Annotated in this window: 15 protein-coding genes; 8 read left to right on the forward strand and 7 right to left on the reverse strand. The window is 62.1% G+C overall.

The features are described from left to right. Positions 1-48: 48 nt before the first annotated feature. The gene (locus tag Aeroheme_RS08180) at positions 49-750 is read left to right on the forward strand and encodes an SIMPL domain-containing protein (RefSeq protein ID WP_139744668.1); all 702 of its coding nucleotides are present in this window, start codon (positions 49-51) and stop codon (positions 748-750) included. A gap of 227 nt (positions 751-977) precedes the next feature. On the opposite strand, the gene Aeroheme_RS08185 is transcribed toward Aeroheme_RS08180, so the two are convergent. Then, positions 978-2354 (reverse strand): amino acid permease, encoded by a 1377-nt coding sequence (locus tag Aeroheme_RS08185; RefSeq protein WP_307764868.1) that lies wholly within the window; start codon positions 2352-2354, stop codon positions 978-980. Between the two features lie 355 nt (positions 2355-2709). On the opposite strand from Aeroheme_RS08185, the gene Aeroheme_RS08190 reads away from it, so the two are divergent. Next, the gene (locus tag Aeroheme_RS08190) at positions 2710-3003 is read left to right on the forward strand and encodes a hypothetical protein (RefSeq protein WP_411167049.1); all 294 of its coding nucleotides are present in this window, start codon (positions 2710-2712) and stop codon (positions 3001-3003) included. A 110-nt stretch (positions 3004-3113) separates the two neighbouring features. On the opposite strand, the gene Aeroheme_RS08195 is transcribed toward Aeroheme_RS08190, so the two are convergent. After that, positions 3114-3926: a pyruvate, water dikinase regulatory protein gene (locus tag Aeroheme_RS08195; protein WP_106886479.1), complete on the reverse strand. Its 813-nt coding sequence runs from the start codon at positions 3924-3926 to the stop codon at positions 3114-3116. A 308-nt stretch (positions 3927-4234) separates the two neighbouring features. Here Aeroheme_RS08195 and ppsA point away from each other — a divergent pair, with 308 nt between their 5' ends. Beyond that, the gene (gene ppsA / locus Aeroheme_RS08200) at positions 4235-6607 is read left to right on the forward strand and encodes a phosphoenolpyruvate synthase (protein WP_411167050.1); all 2373 of its coding nucleotides are present in this window, start codon (positions 4235-4237) and stop codon (positions 6605-6607) included. Between the two features lie 247 nt (positions 6608-6854). On the opposite strand, the gene Aeroheme_RS08205 is transcribed toward ppsA, so the two are convergent. Next, complete coding sequence (locus Aeroheme_RS08205) at positions 6855-7316, reverse strand: serine protease chaperone (RefSeq protein WP_234570876.1); 462 nt, start codon at positions 7314-7316, stop codon at positions 6855-6857. Positions 7317-7334: 18 nt separating this feature from the next. Continuing rightward, complete coding sequence (locus Aeroheme_RS08210) at positions 7335-9212, reverse strand: S8 family serine peptidase (RefSeq protein WP_234570874.1); 1878 nt, start codon at positions 9210-9212, stop codon at positions 7335-7337. A gap of 302 nt (positions 9213-9514) precedes the next feature. On the opposite strand from Aeroheme_RS08210, the gene modF reads away from it, so the two are divergent. Then, complete coding sequence (gene modF / locus Aeroheme_RS08215; protein WP_411167051.1) at positions 9515-10978, forward strand: molybdate ABC transporter ATP-binding protein ModF; 1464 nt, start codon at positions 9515-9517, stop codon at positions 10976-10978. Between the two features lie 2 nt (positions 10979-10980). Here modF and Aeroheme_RS08220 read toward each other — a convergent pair whose 3' ends face one another. Together Aeroheme_RS08220 and Aeroheme_RS08225 are read right to left on the reverse strand one after the other, a co-directional pair. Further along, positions 10981-11520, reverse strand: a complete 540-nt coding sequence (locus Aeroheme_RS08220; protein WP_411167052.1) for an isochorismatase family protein — start codon at positions 11518-11520, stop codon at positions 10981-10983. Between the two features lie 8 nt (positions 11521-11528). Continuing rightward, positions 11529-12263, reverse strand: a complete 735-nt coding sequence (locus Aeroheme_RS08225) for an NYN domain-containing protein (protein ID WP_411167053.1) — start codon at positions 12261-12263, stop codon at positions 11529-11531. 336 nt (positions 12264-12599) lie between these two features. Between Aeroheme_RS08225 and Aeroheme_RS08230 the strand changes: the two genes are divergently transcribed. Then, complete coding sequence (locus tag Aeroheme_RS08230) at positions 12600-13421, forward strand: MetQ/NlpA family ABC transporter substrate-binding protein (protein ID WP_171276369.1); 822 nt, start codon at positions 12600-12602, stop codon at positions 13419-13421. Between the two features lie 84 nt (positions 13422-13505). Here the strand turns inward: Aeroheme_RS08230 and Aeroheme_RS08235 are convergent, their stop codons facing one another. Next, positions 13506-14228 (reverse strand): phosphatase PAP2 family protein, encoded by a 723-nt coding sequence (locus Aeroheme_RS08235; protein ID WP_411167054.1) that lies wholly within the window; start codon positions 14226-14228, stop codon positions 13506-13508. 292 nt (positions 14229-14520) lie between these two features. Between Aeroheme_RS08235 and Aeroheme_RS08240 the strand changes: the two genes are divergently transcribed. The 3 genes from Aeroheme_RS08240 to Aeroheme_RS08250 all read left to right on the forward strand — a co-directional run bounded on the left by Aeroheme_RS08240 (position 14521) and on the right by Aeroheme_RS08250 (position 19227). Continuing rightward, positions 14521-15642, forward strand: a complete 1122-nt coding sequence (locus Aeroheme_RS08240; RefSeq protein ID WP_411167055.1) for a 4-phosphoerythronate dehydrogenase — start codon at positions 14521-14523, stop codon at positions 15640-15642. A 153-nt stretch (positions 15643-15795) separates the two neighbouring features. Further along, positions 15796-16812, forward strand: a complete 1017-nt coding sequence (locus Aeroheme_RS08245) for an aspartate-semialdehyde dehydrogenase (RefSeq protein ID WP_111911552.1) — start codon at positions 15796-15798, stop codon at positions 16810-16812. Between the two features lie 315 nt (positions 16813-17127). Next, positions 17128-19227 (forward strand): FimV/HubP family polar landmark protein, encoded by a 2100-nt coding sequence (locus Aeroheme_RS08250; RefSeq protein WP_411167056.1) that lies wholly within the window; start codon positions 17128-17130, stop codon positions 19225-19227. Positions 19228-19241: the final 14 nt, after the last annotated feature.

Genomic DNA, 19241 nt, shown 5'->3' on the forward strand with positions numbered 1-19241 from the left:
TCGACGACGTGCATAATGACCTCCATCTAATCGATGGAGGTTTTTTCTATGTGGCGTCCCCTTCTTACCCTGTCTGCGCTCGTTGTCAGTGCCCCGCTGCTTGCCATCGAGGTGCCCCAGGCTCCCCATCTGGTGGTCAGCGGTTACGCTGAGCAGAAGGCAGAGCCCGACATGCTGACGCTCAACGTCGCCGTGACCGCCCTGGAGAAACAGGGCATCAAGGCCAAGCAGCAGGTGGATACCAAGGTTGCCGCCTTCTTTGGTCAACTGGAGAGCCTCGGCATCAAGCGCAGCGATGTGGAGGCCGGCAATCTGGTGATCTCCCCCGAGTACCAGTATCCGCAGAACAAGCAGCCCGAGATGGTCGGTTACCGTGCCCAGCGCCAGCTGGCGGTCAAACTCTACCAGCTCGACAAGCTGAGCCAGCTGATGGACACCGCCCTCAAGGCGGGTCTGGAATCCGTTTCCCAGATTGAGTACGGCCTCAAGTCGCCACAGGTCATCAAGGAGCAGGCGCGTCTTGGTGCTGTGGCAGATGCCACCAGCAAGGCGGAATCCCTGGCCAAGGCCTTTGGCATGAAGCTTGGCAAGGTGTACAGCGTCGAGTATCGCAACAGCTCCCCCATGCCGGTCTATAGCCGAGCCATGAAGGCTGCAGCGGCCCCTGCCGCCGACATGGCGGAGAACAGCTACCAACAGCAGCAGATCAGCATCACGGACAACGTGGAAGCCGTATTCCTGCTGGAATGATGGACCCTTCAACCGGCCCTGATCTCTCCAAACCCGAGGCTTCTGCCTCGGGTTTGTCGTTATGGAGGCCCTGATCATGGAAGCTGAATGGCAACGCCCAGAGGACGCTCTTATCTGGGCAGGCCCGGGGCAGGGGAGTGATGGACGACTTCGCCCATGCCAGGGGATCTGACGCATAAAAAAATGCCGGTCACTGACCGGCATTTTTGCAAGAGGAGCAGGGAGGCTTAGCCCAGATTGGTGGCGACCCGTTCCTGGCGCTTCTGCTTGAACAGATAGCCCAGACCCAGCACCAGTACCCAGGCCGGGATCAGCTCGACCGAGATGCGGGTGCCGTCGTTCATGTACATGATCACCAGGATGGCGGCCATGAAGGCGAGGCAGAGGTAGTTGCCAAAGGGGCTCCAGAGCGCCTTGAACTTGGTCGTCACCCCTTCGGCAGCCTTGACCTTGCGGAACTTGAGGTGCGCGAGGCTGATCATGGCCCAGTTGATGACCAGGGCGGAGACCACCAGGGACATCAAGAGGCCGAAAGCTTTGCCCGGGATCAGGTAGTTGATCAGCACGCACAGCAAGGTGGCCGCTGCCGATATGGTGATGGCGGTCAGGGGAACACCGCTCTTGTTGGTCTTGAGCAGGGCCTTGGGACCGTTGCCTTGCTTGGCCAGGCCAAACAGCATGCGGCTGTTGCAGTAGACACAGCTGTTGTAGACGGAGAGCGCGGCAGTCAGCACCACCAGGTTCAGCACGTTGGCCACCAGGTTGCTGTCGAGAGCATGGAAGATCATCACGAAGGGGCTACCGCCTTCGACCACCTTGCCCCAGGGATAGAGGGAGAGCAGCACGGTCAGGGCGCCGATGTAGAAGATGAGGATGCGGTAGATCACCTGATTGGTGGCCTTGGGAATGCTCTTCTCGGGATTGTCCGCCTCTGCCGCCGTGATGCCGACCAGCTCCAGACCACCGAAGGAGAACATGATGAAGGCCATGGCCATTACCAGGCCGCCCACCCCGTTGGGGAAGAAGCCGCCCTGGGCCCACAGGTTGCTGACCGTGGCCTCGGGACCGCCGGTGCCGGAGAACAGCAGGTAACCACCAAAACCTATCATGCCGAGGATGGCCACGACCTTGATGATGGCGAACCAGAACTCCATCTCGCCGAACGCCTTGACGTTGGAGAGGTTGATGGCGTTGATCAGCACGAAGAAGAAGGCCGCCGACATCCAGGTCGGGATCTCGGGCCACCAGTACTGCACATAGATACCGACCGCCGTCAGCTCCGCCATGCTCACCAGCACATAGAGCACCCAGTAGTTCCAGCCGGAGGCGAAGCCGGCAAAGTCACCCCAATACTTGTAGGCGAAGTGGCTAAATGAACCGGCCACCGGCTCTTCCACCACCATCTCGCCGAGCTGGCGCATGATGAGGAAGGCGATAAAGCCGCCGATGGCGTAACCAAGCAGCACCGAGGGGCCTGCCATCTTGATGGTGTCGGCAATGCCGAGGAACAGGCCGGTACCTATGGCACCGCCCAGTGCGATGAGCTGGATGTGGCGGTTTTTCAGGCCGCGCTTGAGCTCTTCGCCGTCTTGTTGAAGATCCATTCTTCCTTCCTTACGTCGCTGAATTCACTCGTCTCGCGCCTCGTCTGCCATGGCACTTCCTGTGCCCGGCACGGCATCTTGTGCCGAAAACGTGACGAAATCCGTATTAATATCGTTACGGTTTGCCGCGCACTGTTTTTTATGGCGGCTACCAACCCGAGCAGAATAGTGATAATTGACCGCTCGTGCACCTGTTTTCCTCATCATTGGTTTGCTTTGTGGCCAATGTTCAGGTTTTTCATGATCTGGGAAGGGGTTTTGGAAGTGATTGCTGGTTTTATGGTCAGTTGGTTTTGGTGCTATTGACCTGGTGGTGGTTTGATGAGCTAGTAGCCCTTTTCAAGGAAGGACTCATATGATCGAAGGTATTGTCGGTGGCTTGCTGCTCGCCACGCTCTGGCTGGGGATCTGGCTCTCCCCTATGTTGTTGACCATGACAGCGGCCTGCTTGATGGTCTGGGGATGGCAGGGGGCGGATTATCTGGTTAACAACGTCGCCATGGTGCTGACGCTCGCCGCCGGGCTTGGCCTGCTACCCGCCTGCTGGTTGAGCGAGCGGGTACGCAAACACCACGGTTTGCTGCGTTTTCATGGCTTCTTGATGAACAACCGGGAGCTCAACAAGCCCGGCTCCCGTCCTCGCCCCTGATCCTCATGACGCCGACGGTTCCGCCGGTGTCATTTCTCCCTGTCTTGCTGTCTTATTATCTTGCCACTCGCCAATCTGATTAGTGCTTGATATGGCTATTTTCATGCGGGCTAGCAGAGTTGGCGGCGAAGGCCGGTTGCCTCCAGGATCTTGGCACTGATCTCCTCCACCGAGTGGGAGCTGGTGTCGAGGAAGCGGATCGCCTCCTGGCGGAACAGCCGCTCCACGCTTGCCAGCTCCTGCTCGCACTGCTCGAGAGAGGAGTAGCGACTGTTGGCGCGGCGCTGGTTGCGGATCTCGTGCAGCCGCTGGGGGGCTATGGTGAGACCGAACAGCTTGTGGCGGTTGGCCTTGAGGGGGGCGGGCAGCTCCAGCGAGCCCATGTCCTGCTCGATGAAGGGGTAGTTGGCGGCACGAATGCCAAACTGCAGTGCCAGGTAGAGGCTGGTCGGCGTCTTGCCGCAGCGGGAGACCCCGATGAGGATGATGTCGGCCTCGTCATATTCCTTGGTGGTGATGCCGTCGTCATTGCTGAGGGCGAAGTTGACTGCCTCTATGCGATCGTCATAGAGCTTGCGGTTCTCCATGCCGTGGGTGCGGTGGAGCCTGGGCTCGGCCTTGATCCCGAGCTCCTGCTCGAGGGGGCTCACGAAGGTGTTGAGAAAATCGTGGCTGCTGGCCTGGGCCTTGAGCACCTCTTCCCGCACCTGGGGGTCGACTATGGTGTGAAACAGTATGGGGCGCACCCCGGTCTGGCGAAATTGTTCATCAATGCGGGCCCGCACCTGGCGCGCCTTTTCCAGGGTCTCCACGAAGGGGATGGTGACCTGTTCGAAGACCAGTGGAAACTGGCTCAATACGGCATGACCGAACACCTCGGCGGTGATGGCGGTGCCGTCGGATACATAGAATACGGTGTGCACAGCGGACTCCTGTGGTGTGCTCCTGGGGGGTTGCGAGCAATCAGTATCTCTCGAAACCATATCTCTTTTGTCAACAGGTCTGCCATTCCCAAGTTGTGAACTCGCTTGCAAACCTGAGTCGTTACCTTTTTGTGTCGGTATTGTAGAATGCCTGTGTCAAACGGCCATCCCCAACTCTTGCTCGGGGATTTTTTTGACAATAAGTAGAAAACGTTTTCATGGTCGTTGGCAACAGACACTAACAAAAACACACGACTTGGCACAGCTGGTGCGTTGACACCCTGGCCCACCAACCTGGAGACATGCAAATGCAACAGTACGTACTCTGGTACGAACAGCTCGGTATGCAGGACGTAGAGCGCGTCGGCGGCAAGAATGCATCCCTTGGCGAGATGATCAGCAACCTCTCCGGTGCCGGCGTGTCCGTGCCGGGCGGCTTTGCGACCACCGCCTTTGCGTTTAACGAGTTTCTGGAGTTAAGCGGCCTCAACGGCAAGATCCACGACCTGCTCGACAGCCTGGATGTAGACGACATCGCCGCCCTCAACCGGGCTGGTCAGCAGATCCGTGACTGGGTGGTGGACGCCCCCTTCCAGCCTGCGCTGGAGCAGGCGGTGCGCGAGGCCTATGACAAGCTGAGCGCTGGCCTCGAGGCTTCCTTTGCGGTGCGTTCCTCCGCCACGGCCGAAGACATGCCGGACGCCTCCTTCGCCGGTCAGCAGGAGACCTTCCTCAACGTGCGCGGCATAGACTCTGTCATGACCGCCATCAAGCATGTGTTTGCGTCGCTCTTCAACGACCGCGCCATCTCCTACCGGGTGCATCAGGGCTATGACCACAAGGGCGTGGCCCTCTCCGCCGGGGTGCAGCGCATGGTGCGCTCGGACTTGGCCGCCTCCGGCGTCATGTTCACCCTGGATACCGAATCCGGCTTCAACGATGTGGTCTTCATCACAGGCGCCCAGGGTCTCGGCGAGATGGTGGTGCAGGGGGCTGTCAACCCGGACGAGTTCTATGTCCACAAGCCGACCCTGAAATCGGGTCGCCCCGCCGTGGTGCGCAAGACGCTGGGCTCCAAGCTCATCAAGATGACCTACTCCGAGGACGCCGGTCACGGCCGTCAGGTGAAGATAGTCGACACTCAGGATGCCGAGCGCAACCGCTTCTGCATCACGGATGAGGAAGTGATGGCGCTGGCGAAGCAGGCCCTCATCATAGAACAGCACTACGGCCGCCCCATGGACATCGAGTGGGCCAAGGATGGTCAGGACGGTCAGCTCTACATAGTCCAGGCCCGTCCGGAAACCGTGCGTAGTCGCCAGGAGGCGAATACGCTCGAGCGTTTTGCACTCAAGCAATCCGGCAATGTGCTGATCGAGGGGCGTGCCATCGGCCACAAGATTGGCTCGGGCCCGGCGCGGGTCATCTCCTCCATCAGCCAGATGGACGAGGTACAGCCCGGCGACGTGCTGGTCACCGACATGACGGATCCGGACTGGGAGCCCATCATGAAGCGGGCCTCCGCCATCGTCACCAACCGGGGTGGCCGCACCTGCCACGCCGCCATCATAGCCCGTGAGCTCGGCATTCCGGCCGTGGTCGGCTGTGGCGATGCCACCGACCGCATCGAGGTGGGTCAGCTCATCACCGTCTCCTGCGCGGAAGGGGATACCGGCTTCATCTACGACGGCGAGCTCGACTTCGACGTGGCGGTGACCGAGGTGGGCAACATGCCGCGCCTGCCCATCAAAGTCATGATGAACGTCGGCAACCCGGACAGGGCCTTTGATTTTGCCCAGTTGCCGAACGCCGGTGTGGGTCTGGCCCGTCTCGAGTTCATCATCAACCGCATGATAGGGGTGCACCCCAAGGCGCTGCTGGAATTCGACAAGCAGAGCCCTGAGCTGCAGGCCACCATAGCCAAGATGATCGCCGGTTACGACAGCCCCCGTGAATACTACGTGGCCAAGCTGAGTGAAGGGATCGCCACCCTGGCCGCCGCCTTCTGGCCGGAGCGGGTCATAGTGCGGATGTCGGACTTCAAGTCCAACGAATACGCCAACCTGGTGGGGGGCCGTGGCTACGAGCCACATGAAGAGAATCCCATGATCGGCTTCCGTGGCGCGTCCCGCTACATCGCCGACAGCTTCCGTCCCTGCTTCGCCCTCGAATGCGAGGCGATGAAGCGGGTGCGTGACGTCATGGGCCTGACCAACGTCGAGGTGATGATCCCCTTCGTGCGCACCGTGGGCGAGGCGGAGCAGGTGGTGGATATCCTGGCGGAGAACGGCCTGCGCCGCGGCGAGCGGGGCCTCAAGGTCATCATGATGTGCGAACTGCCCTCCAACGCCCTGCTGGCGGATCAGTTCCTGCAACACTTCGACGGCTTCTCCATCGGCTCCAATGACATGACCCAGTTGACCCTGGGTCTGGATCGGGATTCGGGCCTCATCGCCCACCTGTTCGATGAGCGCAACGAGGCGGTCAAGGCGCTGCTGGCCATGGCCATCCAGGCCGCACGCAAGGCGGGCAAGTACGTCGGCATCTGCGGCCAGGGCCCGTCGGATCACCCGGACTTCGCCGCCTGGCTGGTCGAGCAGGGCATCGACTCTGTGTCGCTCAACCCGGATACCGTGGTCGACACCTGGCTCTATCTGGCCGAGCAGAATAAGGCTGGCTGAGCCAGCACAGGCAGCTCCCTACCATAATCCATGACGGCACCTTCTCGGTGCCGTTTTTTATTACCAATATGGTGCTGTGTTGATGATGCGTTCATGCAAGATGAATTGGACCTAATCTCTCTCGCTCTATATGGGAGTGTTATCGCTGGGTGGGCATTGGAGGATGAGGTTGCGGCGGTGTAGTGGCTAAAGACGAGGGGGCCCATGGCCCCCTCGATGAGATGACGCCTTCAGTGCGAGGCGTGCTTCACCTGGGCTGCTGCTCGGCGCCGGCCAGTTCGATCTGCACCTTCACGCCTTCCTGCTGGAGCCGGGCGCTGATGGCGTTCAGATCGGTGCCGGGTTTGGCCTCCAGCAGGGCGATGCCGCCACTGCTCTGCTTGAAGCTCAGACCGTGGCGCGTGGCCAGTGCCCTGGCCTGAGGCTCGTCGGCTTCGATCAGCAGGGTTCCGCTGACTGTGAGCTCAGGGCTGGCGACCCCTTGCAGCAAGACGTCACCGCTGCGCAGGCCAGGTTGTGCCGCCTTGCCATCCAGGCTGCGGGCGACGCGCTTCTTGCTGCCGTTGTCCGGCGTGAGGTAGGTCTGGCCGTTCACCTCTATGGTGCTGTACTGCTTGCCCTCGATAACCACCGACTCTTGGGCCGTGACCTGAGCGGAAACCGAGGCCAGCAGGCTTGCCAGGGCAAGGCTGAGTAAGCTGTGTTTCATGTTGTGACTCCTGTGCGATTAGAGGGAAGCTGCTTCATGGCCGATCACCCGCAGGGACCAGTTGAGCAGTTGACCCGGCTGGCTGTTGTTGCGCTCGGTCAGTGTTGTGCGGGTGTTGGTGCTGCGATTGAGCAGCGAGACCTGACGAGTGCCGCTGGCGACGTCGGTCACCGCCAGTTGCCACTCGCCCTGGGCCGATTCACCGTAGAACTTGTGGGAGAGCATGCGCATGTCGCGCAGCCCCTTGGTGCGCACATAACCCAGTTGCTGCCGGTCGAGGGATTGACCCACCAGGCTGTTGTTGGGGTTGAGCAGCACGCTGCGGGTGCCGGAGGGCGAGATGAGCTCGATCAGCAGATCGGGCAGTCGCTGGTGATCAAGGGTGACCTGCACCTGCACCGCTTCCACCGTGAGCGCCTGCTCGACCCGGGTGCTGGAGGTGGTCGGGCTGCTGCCCAGATCCGGGATGGCGCCCTGGGCGTTACCTTGCACAGTGACCTTCTGCCACGGCAGCTGTACCAGCGCCGGCAAGGGGTTGTGGGTGGCGGCGCTCGCCAGGGCCTTGTTCACATCGATGAGGCCAAAGCCGTAGGTCGGGTTGAACCAGAACCCGGCGGCGTTTCGCTCCCAGCCTTCCAGCCCTGTCACCCGGCGTTGCTGACCATTGGCGGCTGTGTAGCTCAGTGTGACCGCTGCCTGATTGGCATCGATGCGGGTGGCGTTGCGTGCCAGCAGATCCCGCAGATCCCGCACCGACAGGTCCGGATAGGCTGACATCAGCAGCGCCATGGCGCCAGCTGTGTTGGGGGTGGCCGAAGAGGTGCCGTTCATGGTGCCGTTGTAGTCACAGCCGGCATCCAGCGCCAGGTTGCCGTGCAGCCGGTTGGCGCTCTGACGATCGGTACGGTTGTAGCCCAGGTCGCAGCCGGGCAGATCCGTGGTGACCATGGCCGGTGAGGCGGTGCCATACTCGCCGCCCGGGGCCGTCAGGAAGACGTTGCTGCCGACGCTGGAGTAGGAGGAGCGCACGCCGTCCGCGTTGCTGGCACTGACCACCAGGTTCCAGAAGTTGCTGTTGGAAGGATCTATGTTGCTGTTTTCAAACGGCAGTCTGAGCTCGCCGCCGGTGCGGTTGAGCACATAGTTGCCGGCGGCAATGCGGCTGAAGCCGTTGCCCGCGGCCTTGATGTAAGCGGCCCCTTGCGCCTTCAGGGTCATCTGCTCGAACAGGCGATCCAGTTGCACCTGGTTGAGCCCGCCGGCCCCCTGGGGGTCGACCAGGCTCATGCCGTAGCTCTGGTTGAAGACGCGGTTGTCGCGGCTGGCCTGGCTGTTGCCGAGGGCATAGAGCCAGTCTTGCTGCAACTGCTGGCTATTGTCGTCGAGCAGGTTGAAGCCTTGCAGCTGGGCACGGGGGGCCACGCCCCGGGTGCCGATGACGTTGTCGACCGCGGCTATGATGCCGGAGACAGAGGTGCCGTGGGCACTGTCCGGATCGGTCGGCGTCGGGTCGTCGCTGCCGGTCACCACGTTACGTGAACCGGGGCGGACGTTGTCGGCGAGATCCGGGTGGGCTATGGCCAGACCGTCGTCCACGACGGCCACATTGATCCCCTGGCCGAGCACCTCTGTGCGGTGGGCCCACCAGAGGTTGAGGTCATTGCCCGCCACGCCGCCACGGGCACTGAAGGCATGCTGGCCACTGTTGAGCAGGTGCCACTGCTGGTCCTGCAAGGGGTTGATGCCGGGCAGGCAGCGCTGTGCGCTGGTGCGGCCGGTATCCATGTCGACTTCTCTGCCGGTGAGGGGGGTACAACTCTCGGCAGCCTGAGCCGAGACGACAGGCAGGGCCGAGAGCAGGGCCGTGATTGCCAATGCTAACGATGTTTTTCTCATTGATAAACTCCATCTTAAGGGCGCACCGTCCGAGGTGCGACGGGCATCTATACATGAGAAAAGACGATTCAAAAGGCTCTCATTTCGGAGTTGAGATGGGGCTCAAAGAAATCTCATTCGAGCCCATATGGGGGTATCAATGGGGCAGATTACGTGTTTCATTGAGAGTCATTCGCATTCAATGCTAATGATCTTTTTGTCGATAGAAGGGCCTGTTGTCAAGCGCCCCTCACCACCTGCCAAGGCTGCCGCTGGTCGCTATCCCTGTTAAGGTAAGGGCAAACAGCACTCAGGACGGATCCATGACTCTTTTGCAGTGGCAATCAGCCAGCTTGGCTCTTCACGGCGACCAGACCCTCTTCATCCCCGACCTCACCCTGGCGCCTCAGGCGTGCTGGGCCTTCGTCGGCAGCAACGGCAGTGGCAAGACGGCGCTGGCTTCTGCCCTGTGCGGCGAGCTGGCCGTCCGTGCAGGGGGGGTGACTGGCGGGGTGAGGGCCGAGCGCCTCTCGTTTGAGTCGCAACAGCGGCTGGGGGAGCTGGACTGGCAGCGGCGCAACACCGACATGCTGGGGGAAGAGGAGGAGGCGGGTTATCGGGTGTCGACCCTGATGCTGGAGGAAGGGGGAGAGGAGACCCGGGCACGCGCACTGCTGGCGCGCTTCGGCATCGAGTCCCTGTGGGATCGCCCCTATCGCCATCTCTCGAGCGGGGAGGGGCGCAAGCTGCTGCTGGCCCGCGCCCTGCTGGGACAACCCGAGCTGCTGGTGCTGGACGAGCCCTTCGATGGCCTGGATCAGGGCTCGCGCAGGGATCTGATGTCGCTGCTGGCGCAATTGGTGGCGCAGGGGCAACGTCTGGTGGTGATCGTCAACCGCTTCGACGAGATCCCCCCCTTCGCCAGTCACCTCGGCCTGCTCGGGGAACGCCGCCTGCTGCTGGCGGGGGAGCGTGACGCCGTGCTCGGCAGTCAGGAGGTGGCCCAGCTGGCACGGGCCGAGGGGCAGAGTCCGCAGCTGCCCCCGCCGCTCCAGGCACCCACGCCCCTGCCCGCCGGCCCCCGGGTGCAGATGCGCGCCCTGCGCGTCGCCTACGGGGAGCAAGTCATCATCGACGGGCTCGACTGGACCATTGCCGAGGGGGAGCACTGGCAACTGGTGGGGCCCAACGGCGCCGGCAAGTCGACCCTGCTCGCCCTCATCACAGGGGATCATCCGCAGGGGTACAGCAATGATCTGCGCCTGTTCGGGGTGCGCCGGGGCAGTGGCGAGAGCATCTGGGAGATCAAGCGCCACATCGGCCTGGTCAGCCCGGCCCTGCACCTGGACTATCGCGTCCATTGTTCGGTGCAGACGGTGATCCTCTCCGGCTTTTATGACTCCATCGGCCTCTATACCCGCCCGGGGGATCGCCAGCTGGCGCTCGCCAACCAGTGGCTGGCACTGCTGGGGCTAAAGGATCAGGGGGCGCTGCCCTTCCACGCCCTCTCCTTTGGTCAGCAGCGCCTGGTGCTGATTGCCCGAGCCCTGGTCAAGCATCCGCCGCTGCTCATTTTGGATGAGCCCCTGCAGGGGCTGGATCCTTTGAACCGCCACCTGGTGCGGGAGATGGTGGTGCGCCTCATAGGGGAAGGCACCCAGTTGCTGTTCGTCTCCCACCACCCCGAGGATGCGCCCCCCGGCCTCAGCCACCGGCTGAGTTTCGTGCCAAACGGCGCCGGGGGCTATCGCTATCTGCAGGAGAAGCTGGGGAAGGGGTCTGCCTAGGCCTATTTGACGAGTGCCAGTATCTGGCGAAATGCCGGATGGCGGCAATCTCCCATCAGATCAAAGAGGCACATCTCCACCGAGGTGAGGGCTGCGCCTCGGGCCGCCAGCTGGCTGATGGCGAGATCCCGGTTGGCGGCGGTGCGGGATGACACCGCATCCACCACCAAAGAGACCCGGGCGCCGCTTGCCTGCAGCCCCAGCACGCTCTGGTAGACACAGATATGGGCCTCGATGCCGCATACCAGCCAGTGACTGACCCCGGTTCCGGCCAGGGCGGCGGCGACCGTCGGCTCCCCCAGGGCGCCGAAGCTGTACTTCGGCAGCACAAGGGCGTCTGCCTGCTGCGGCTGCAACTCGGGCACTGTGGCCCCGAGCTTGTCCGGGTTCTGCTCCAGCCAGACAACCGGCAACCCCAGCGCCTTGGCTCCCTGCACCAGTCGGGCCGTGTTGGCGATGAGCGACTCGCTCCCCTCGACCAGACGGGCCAGCTTGCCCTGGATATCGACGACCAACAGGCCGGTGGTAGAAATGGTCAGCATGGTTGCTCCTATTTTGGCTTGCTTAGCTGAGTCGCCCGTTTCTTGTCTCTGACCCATAATACTGAATTGTCAGTCTTCTTCATTTCGAATAGATCAATAGCTAGAAAAAGGTCACTGAGTTTTTTGAAACCATAATTTCGTTGATCAAATGAGGCGTGATTTGATATATGGCTACCAATAGGGCTTAGTCTTGCCCAGCCACCACCTTCTTCTACGGCCTCTATCGCTTGTCTCAGTAAATTAATTAGTCGTGTATCACTCTTTAGATTTTTAGCCTGCTTTGGAATCGGCTGTTCTTCTTGAGTCTCCTGAAGTTCTGTATCCAAATAGAGGAAACGAGAGCAACTATTGACGAATGGCATTGATGCCTTGCGCTCACCAAATCCAATCACAAATTTACCATCAGCCAGACAGCGAGTGACTAGAGGAGTAAAATCGCAATCTGAAGAGACGAGGCATATGACGTCGACATCCTTGGTATAGAGTACGTCCATCACATCAATAACCAAGGCCATATCTGTGGCATTTTTTCCCTTGGTCAGATCAAACTGCTGTACTGGCTGAATGGCAAATTCATGCAGTATTTCCTCCCACCCTTTGAGTGTCGGGTTTTTCCAATTGCCATATGCTTTTCGAATATTGACGACGCCATAGCGAGCGAGTTCAGACAATACATTCTCGATCTTGCTCGCTGGAGCATTATCGGCATCAATAAACACCGCGATTTTTTCCTTATCTTTCAAATGGCCTCCTGTCATTTAATTTTTATAAAAATCTAGAATTATCCCGCCTCATACTGCAACTCCAACATCACACCACCACAATAGGCCAGTTGTGCCTCAAGCGGGGAGGGGGCAAACGCGATAACTGCGTGCGTTATCAAAGATTTTCAGCTCGGGGCCGGAGGGACTTCACCGCCATCTGGCCAAGCTTGCCCGGTTTTGTTGCTTGGCGAAGGGGAAAAGCTCTGTTATGGTGTCCTCAATTAGCCGTTTGGATGGCTAGATGGTTGCGGTGTCGACCTTGATGATGACAGCGCAGCCCCACCACTTTGATGACCATTTTGACAGGGAGTTTCTATGCAGCGTCGTTCCTTCTTCACCCTCTCCGCCCTCGCGCTGCTCGCCAGCAGCCTGCCGCTGTCAGCCTTTGCCATCGATGAGGCGAAGAAAGAGATAGTGATTGGCACCACTGTCGGGGACTTTGCCGACATGGTGACCGACTCCATCAAGCCGCAGCTGGAGGCCAAGGGCTACAAGGTCAAACTGGTGGAGTTCACCGATTACGTGACCCCCAACATCGCCCTGGCGGACGGCTCGCTGGATGTGAACTGCTTCCAGCACAAACCCTATCTGGACAGCTTCTCCAAAGACAGGGGCCTCTCCCTGGCCCCCATCACCCAGGTGCCGACCGGTCCAATGGGGCTCTATGCCGGCAAGCTGGGGGATCTCAAGGCCCTGAAAGAGGGCAGCACAGTCGCCATTCCCAACGACCCCACCAACCAGGCGCGGGCCCTGCTGATGCTGCAGGACTTGGGCTGGCTCACCCTGAAAGAGGGGATCAACCCCCTCAAGGCGAGCGAGTTCGATGTGGTGAGCAATCCACACGACATCAAGCTGGTGCTGCTGGAGGCGGCGCAACTGCCCCGCTCCCGTGAAGATGTGGACTTCTCCGTCATCAACGGCAACTTCGCCGCCTCGAGCGGGATCCCCTTCAGCTCCGGGCTCTTCCTCGAGCGCAGCTATGACTTCATCAACTGGGTGGTGGTCAAAGGGGCCGATGCGGACAAGCCATTCGCCAAGGATGTGGCGGCCGCCTACAACTCCCCCGAGTTCAAGGCCTATGCCGCCAAGCGCTTCGTCGGCTACAAGTACCCTCAGGGCTGGCAGAGCCAGGGCTGAGAGCAGAGCCAGGGCTGAGGGCTGAAAGCAGCACCTGCGATAAAAAAACGGGCACCAGGGTGCCCGTTTTTTTATCTGGGAGAATCAGTAGTGGTGCAGCCACCAGCGGGCGGCGACGAGGGCGGTGAGGCTGCCAAGCAGGGCGCTCGCCAGCACGTCCAGGGGCCAGTGCATGCCGATCAGGGTGCGCGACAGGCCGATGCCGATGGCCCAGAGCGGCAGCAGCCAGACCCCGGTGGGGGCGCGGGCCAGCCAGATCAGCCCGAAGAACTGGGCCAGGCTCATGGCGGCTATGCTGTGGCCGGAGGGGAAGGCGTAGTTCACCTCCGTCTGCCAGTGGTGGCCTAGCCAGGCGGGCAGCGCCAGCAACTGGGTCGCGGCGTGGACCTGTTCACTGCGAAGCGTACTGCTGCCGGCATAGAACTGGCGGATGGCGGGGATAAGCTCCTTGCTCTCCAGCCAGAGCAGATAGGGCCTTGGCTCCTCGGTCAGCTGCTTGATGAGGCTCTTGATGAGCCAGTCGCTCGCGAGCGCGGCAAAGAGGGCGCCCGCGAGGGCCAGCAGGGCGGTGTGGCCGAGCGTCAGCTTGTGTCGGGTCAGCAGCAAGAGGGCGGCGATGGTGATGGCAAGGCCGGGCAGGTCCACCATGCGGGTGAGGGCATAGGGCCACCAGAGCCAGTCCGATTGCAGGGCACTCGTCATGAAGGGTTGCCAGGGCAGGCAGACGAGCAGCAACAGCGGCAGCAGCAGTATGGCGTTGAAACCTAGCACCTGACGGCGTGGCAACGAAGAGGCATGAGTCGGCATGAGAGGGCTCGTAACAGGTGCGCATGACAGGGGCAGATGATAAGGAGGCGTCATTGTGCCAGCCCGGCCCCCCTGGTCAAGCCGGGGTGCGCGAGGGCAACATGTTGTTACATATGAGTGCCGCGCCCCAACTGTGGATGCCCGGGAAGCCCCTTCGACGCCCTGGCAACCTGTGGCCCCAAGAAAGCGTGCTTCCTTCATCTATGGCAGCCCGAGAACAAGTCTCTGAAAAATCGGCCCGCTTGGGCTAGAATGGCGCGCCTGTGGCCGGTTGTGGATGAGAAGAGAGCCGATGAAGATCGTCGTTGATGAAAATATGCCCCATGCCTGCGAGCTGTTTGCCGAATTTGGCGAGGTCGTCCCCCTGCCGGGGCGGCAGATAGGGGCGGCGGATCTGCAGGATGCCGACGTGCTGCTGGTGCGCTCGGTGACCCGGGTCGATGCCGGGCTGCTCGCCGACTGCCCGCGGCTTGGTTTCGTCGGTACCGCCACCATAGGCACGGATCACATCGACACCGCGCTCCTGGCCGAGCGGGGCATCCCCTTCTTCAGCGCCCCCGGCTGCAACAAGTATTCGGTCGGCGACTATGTGCTCTCGGCCCTGCTGGTGCTGGCGGAGCGCCATGAGCTCAGCCTCGATCAGATGAGCCTCGCCGTTATCGGCGCTGGCAACACAGGGGAGTGCGTGGCGGGCAAGGCAGAGGCGCTCGGTATGCGGGTGCTGCGCTGCGATCCGCCGCGGGCCCGCCTGGAAGACGCCGCCGGCTTCGTTGACTACCCCACGGCACTCTCGGCCGACATCGTCAGCTTCCATGTGCCCCTGACCCGGGAGGGGCAGGACGCCACCTTCCACTTGCTGGGGGAGCGCGAGATAGTCGCCCGTCCGGCCGGGCAGATCCTCATCAATGCCTCCAGGGGGGAGGTGTGGGACAACCAGGCGCTGCTCGCCCGCCAGTTGGGTGACGAGCCATTGCGGCTGGTGATGGACGTGTGGGAAGGGGAGCCTGAGCCGCTCAAGGCCCTGGTGCCCCATACCGAGCTCGCGACCCCGCACATCGCGGGCTACAGCCTAGAGGGCAAGGCCCGCGGCACCTGGATGCTCTATCAGGCGCTCTGCCAGCAGCTGGGGCGTATGCCGCGCCAGGATCTGCAATCCCTGCTGCCCGCCCCCGAGGTGCGTGAGCTGACGCCGGGTCAGCCCGCCGATCAGGGGTTGATCAAGCAGCTGGTCCACCTCATCTATGACGTGCGCCGGGACGATGCCCGCTTTCGCAACCGGATTGGGGTGCCTGGCAGCTTCGATGGGCAGCGCAAGGACTATCCGGAGCGGCGCGAGCTCTCCTCCTTGCAGGTCAGCGGCCCCTTCGCCTGCGACAGGCTGGCCCGGCTGGGCTTTGCCATCTCGCAAAAATAAACCGGAATTCATGCGGGGCTCCGATCACCAAATCGGGGCCATCCGTTTCGGCCCGGCACCCTGCCGGCCGACCATCAGACAGATCACGCTTGCCACCCCTGATGCCGACCCGGTCGGCCTCATCGGCGGGCAATATCACAGGAGAGAACATCAGTGAGTCAACAATTCAACGTAGCTGTACTGGGCGCGAGCGGCGCCGTGGGTCAGGCCATGATCGAGATCCTGGAGGAGCGTGCCTTCCCGGTCGCCACCCTCTATCCCCTGGCCTCCAGCCGCAGCGCCGGTGATACCGTGCGCTTTGGCGGCAAGAACATCGAGATCAAGGATGTCGAGGAGTTTGACTGGAGCCAGGTGCAGATCGCCCTCTTCTCCGCCGGGGCCGAGGTCTCTGCCAAGTGGGCGCCCATCGCGGCCGAGCAGGGCTGCATCGTCATCGACAACACCTCCTGCTTCCGTTACGACGAAGACATCCCCCTGGTGATCCCGGAAGTGAACCCGGATGCCCTGGCGGATTTTCGCAATCGCAACATCATCGCCAACCCCAACTGCTCCACCATACAGATGCTGGTTGCCCTCAAGCCCCTGCAGGACGAGGTGGGCATAGCCCGCATCAACGTGGCGACCTACCAGTCCGTCTCCGGCTCCGGCAAGGAAGGGGTGAGCGAGCTGGCCGGTCAGACTGCCCATCTGCTCAACGGCCGTCCGGTGGAGCCGACCCTCTACCCGCAGCAGATCGCCTTCAACCTGATCCCGCAGATCGACAGCTTCACCGACAACGGTTACACCCGTGAAGAGATGAAGATGGTGTGGGAGACCCAGAAGATCCTGGGGGATGCCAGCATAGCCGTGAACCCCACCTGCGTGCGGGTGCCCGTCTTCTACGGTCACGCCGAGGCGGTCCACGTCGAGCTGCACCAGCCGCTGGATGCCGAGCAGGTCAAGGAGCTGCTGCGCAATGCCCCGGGTGTCACCCTGTTCGAAGACGATGCCGACTACCCGACCCCGGTGCGCGACGGCACCGGCAAGGACGAGGTGCTGGTCGGCCGGGTACGCCAGGATATTTCTCATCCGAGCGGTATCAATATGTGGATCGTGGCCGATAACGTTCGTAAGGGCGCGGCGACCAACAGCGTGCAGATCGCCGAACTGCTGGTGCGCGACTACCTCTGAGGCCCTGTTGTGGCCTGTGGCGGGGAGGGAACCCTGCCCTAGGAGGTGACTGAGAGGCTAGGGATGTGACCGGGGGCGCACTCTCCGGTTTTAAGAATGTCGCGTGATATCAGTGAGCTAGGTTTTTTTCTACACTCGGGTTCAGATCTGGGACTCATGTCTGGCCTGGATCGGGCTCGCACCTGATAGGCGCCGGACGGGAAATATGTCGGATCGCTGGCTTGAGACCGGCGCCTGATTTATATTGAGCCGATTGTTTTGGGGTAACTATCCAGATTTTTCAATGTGATAGGGCCATCATACGAAGGAACGAATATGGGACATTCCCGCATAACGCTGGCAACGATACTCGCATTGGGTCTTCTGGGCACGGCTCAGGCCGATGAGGCGGGGCGAGAGCCTTTCTTTGTCGAGCTCAAGGGCCCGGACGGTGCCGCACCTCCTGTCGTTCAACCTCAGGCCCAGCCCGTGGCACCGGTCCAGCCGGCTCCCAGGGCACAGCCCATGGTGCGTCAGGCGCCCAGCGCGGCGGCAGGCAGCTATGGCCCTGTCCGTTCTACCGATACCCTCTGGAGTCTGGCGAGCAAGCATCGCCCCTCCAATCGGGTGACCGTCTACCAGACCATGGTGGCGATCTATGACAAGAATCCCAAGAGCTTTGCCGACGGCAACATCAACCACATCCTGGTGGGATCCCGCATTCTGCTGCCCAGCGCCGCCGAGGCGGGCCGCATCACGGACGCCGAGGCCCGTCGCCGCTTCAACAGCGACAACGCCAGCTGGAAGGGGCTGAGCCCCAAATACCTGGCCGAGAAGCAGCCCCATCCGGTGGCGACCAAGCCGGCGGCCAGCGCGCCGGCCAAGGCCGTGGCCAAGGCGGCCCCCATTCCGACGGCCGCCCCCAAGGTGAGCGCGCCCCAGGCGGCGACCGAGGTGACGGCGATCGCCAAGGCGGTCGAGCCGGCCCCGGCGGCAAGTACTGCCGCGCCAACCGCTGCCCCGGCCCCCTTGCCGGTCAGTGCCGCGACCGTGGTGGGCAAACCCTCCACCGAGATGGCGCTGGCGCTGGAAGATGCCAACGCGCAGCTCGGTCAGGTCACCGAGATGAACCACAGGCTCAAGCTGCGGCTGCAGTCCCTGACCGAAGAGGTGGAGACCCTCAAGGCCCAGTTGCAGGATCAGACCGCGCTGCAAAAAGAGGTGGCAGAGCTCAAGGCCAAGCCGGTGCCGCCCGTGGTGGCCCCCGAACCCAAGCAGAACTGGGTGATGGAGCTGCTCGCCTCGCCGCTGAACCTCGCCATGATCATTTTGCTGCCCGTACTGCTGGTGCTGGCGCTGGTGACGCTCTGGCTGCGGGCCCGCGCCCGCCGCGAGCTGGAAGAGCAGGAGAAGAGCCTGTCGGAGTCCACCTCCATGGTAATGGGGGAGGAGAGCAGCGAGTTTGACCAGCTGATGACGGTCGGCATCGCCGATGACGAGCCCATGCACCCCATGCCGGATCTCAATGAGCCGGGTGGCAATGGCAGCCAGGAGGGGGCCAAGGCCCCGACTGACGTCATCTTCAGCGATGATGAGATGGCCCTGTCCGCCTTCGATGTGGAGCCTGCGGTGACGACGGCCAACCGGGATCCGGATCTGGTGCCCGAGCTCGACTTGGCCCACGAGGGAGACTTCGGTCTGCCCCTGGCCCCTGAGCTGGATCTCTCCGGCGAGTCCGAGGCCAAGGCCCGGGCCAGCGACGAGATCATGAGCGAGGAGGAGCTGCAAGCGGCCCTGTTTGCCGAGCTGGATGCCGACCTCGAGGCCGATCTCAGCCAGGCGCAGGCGCAGAGCAGAAGCCAGCGCGATGGGGCCCTCGCCAACTTTGATCTCAGCGATCTCGAGACCGACTTCCACGAGCCTGCCACCGACGCCCGAGGCGACGACGCCTATGGCAAGGATGATATCGATGACATGCTGGCCGAGCTCGGACTCGAACCGACGCAGGCCAAGGGCGCTGCCCAACCGCCGGCCTGGGATCCCAACGAGCTGGCCCTGGCCGACTTCGAGGATGCCTTCACCGAGGTGGAGTCCCATCAGGGCGATCTGACACCCCGTGAACAGGCGCAGGCGAACGACTACGTGGAGATAGACAAGCTCCTGGCCGAGGCCAACGCCAGCAGCACCGAGCAGGAGCCCTACCAGGGCTTCTCCCTGGATGTGGGGCTGGATGGCTTCCCCGAGGTGTTGCCGGAGTCCACCGGGTTCGATGTGGATGCCGATGACGGCGGCGTGGGGGCCAAGCTGGATCTGGCCCGGGCCTACCTCGAGATCGACGACAAGGAGAGCGCCCGCGAGCTGCTGCAAGAGGCGGCGGCCCAGGGCAGCGAGCACCAGCGCAGCGAAGCCGAGAAGCTGCTCAGGCGCCTGGGGTGATCTCCCTTTGCCGC

This window comes from Aeromonas sp. DSM 116730, assembly GCF_046581335.1.
In the GTDB taxonomy this organism is placed as follows: Bacteria; Pseudomonadota; Gammaproteobacteria; order Enterobacterales; family Aeromonadaceae; genus Aeromonas; species Aeromonas rivipollensis.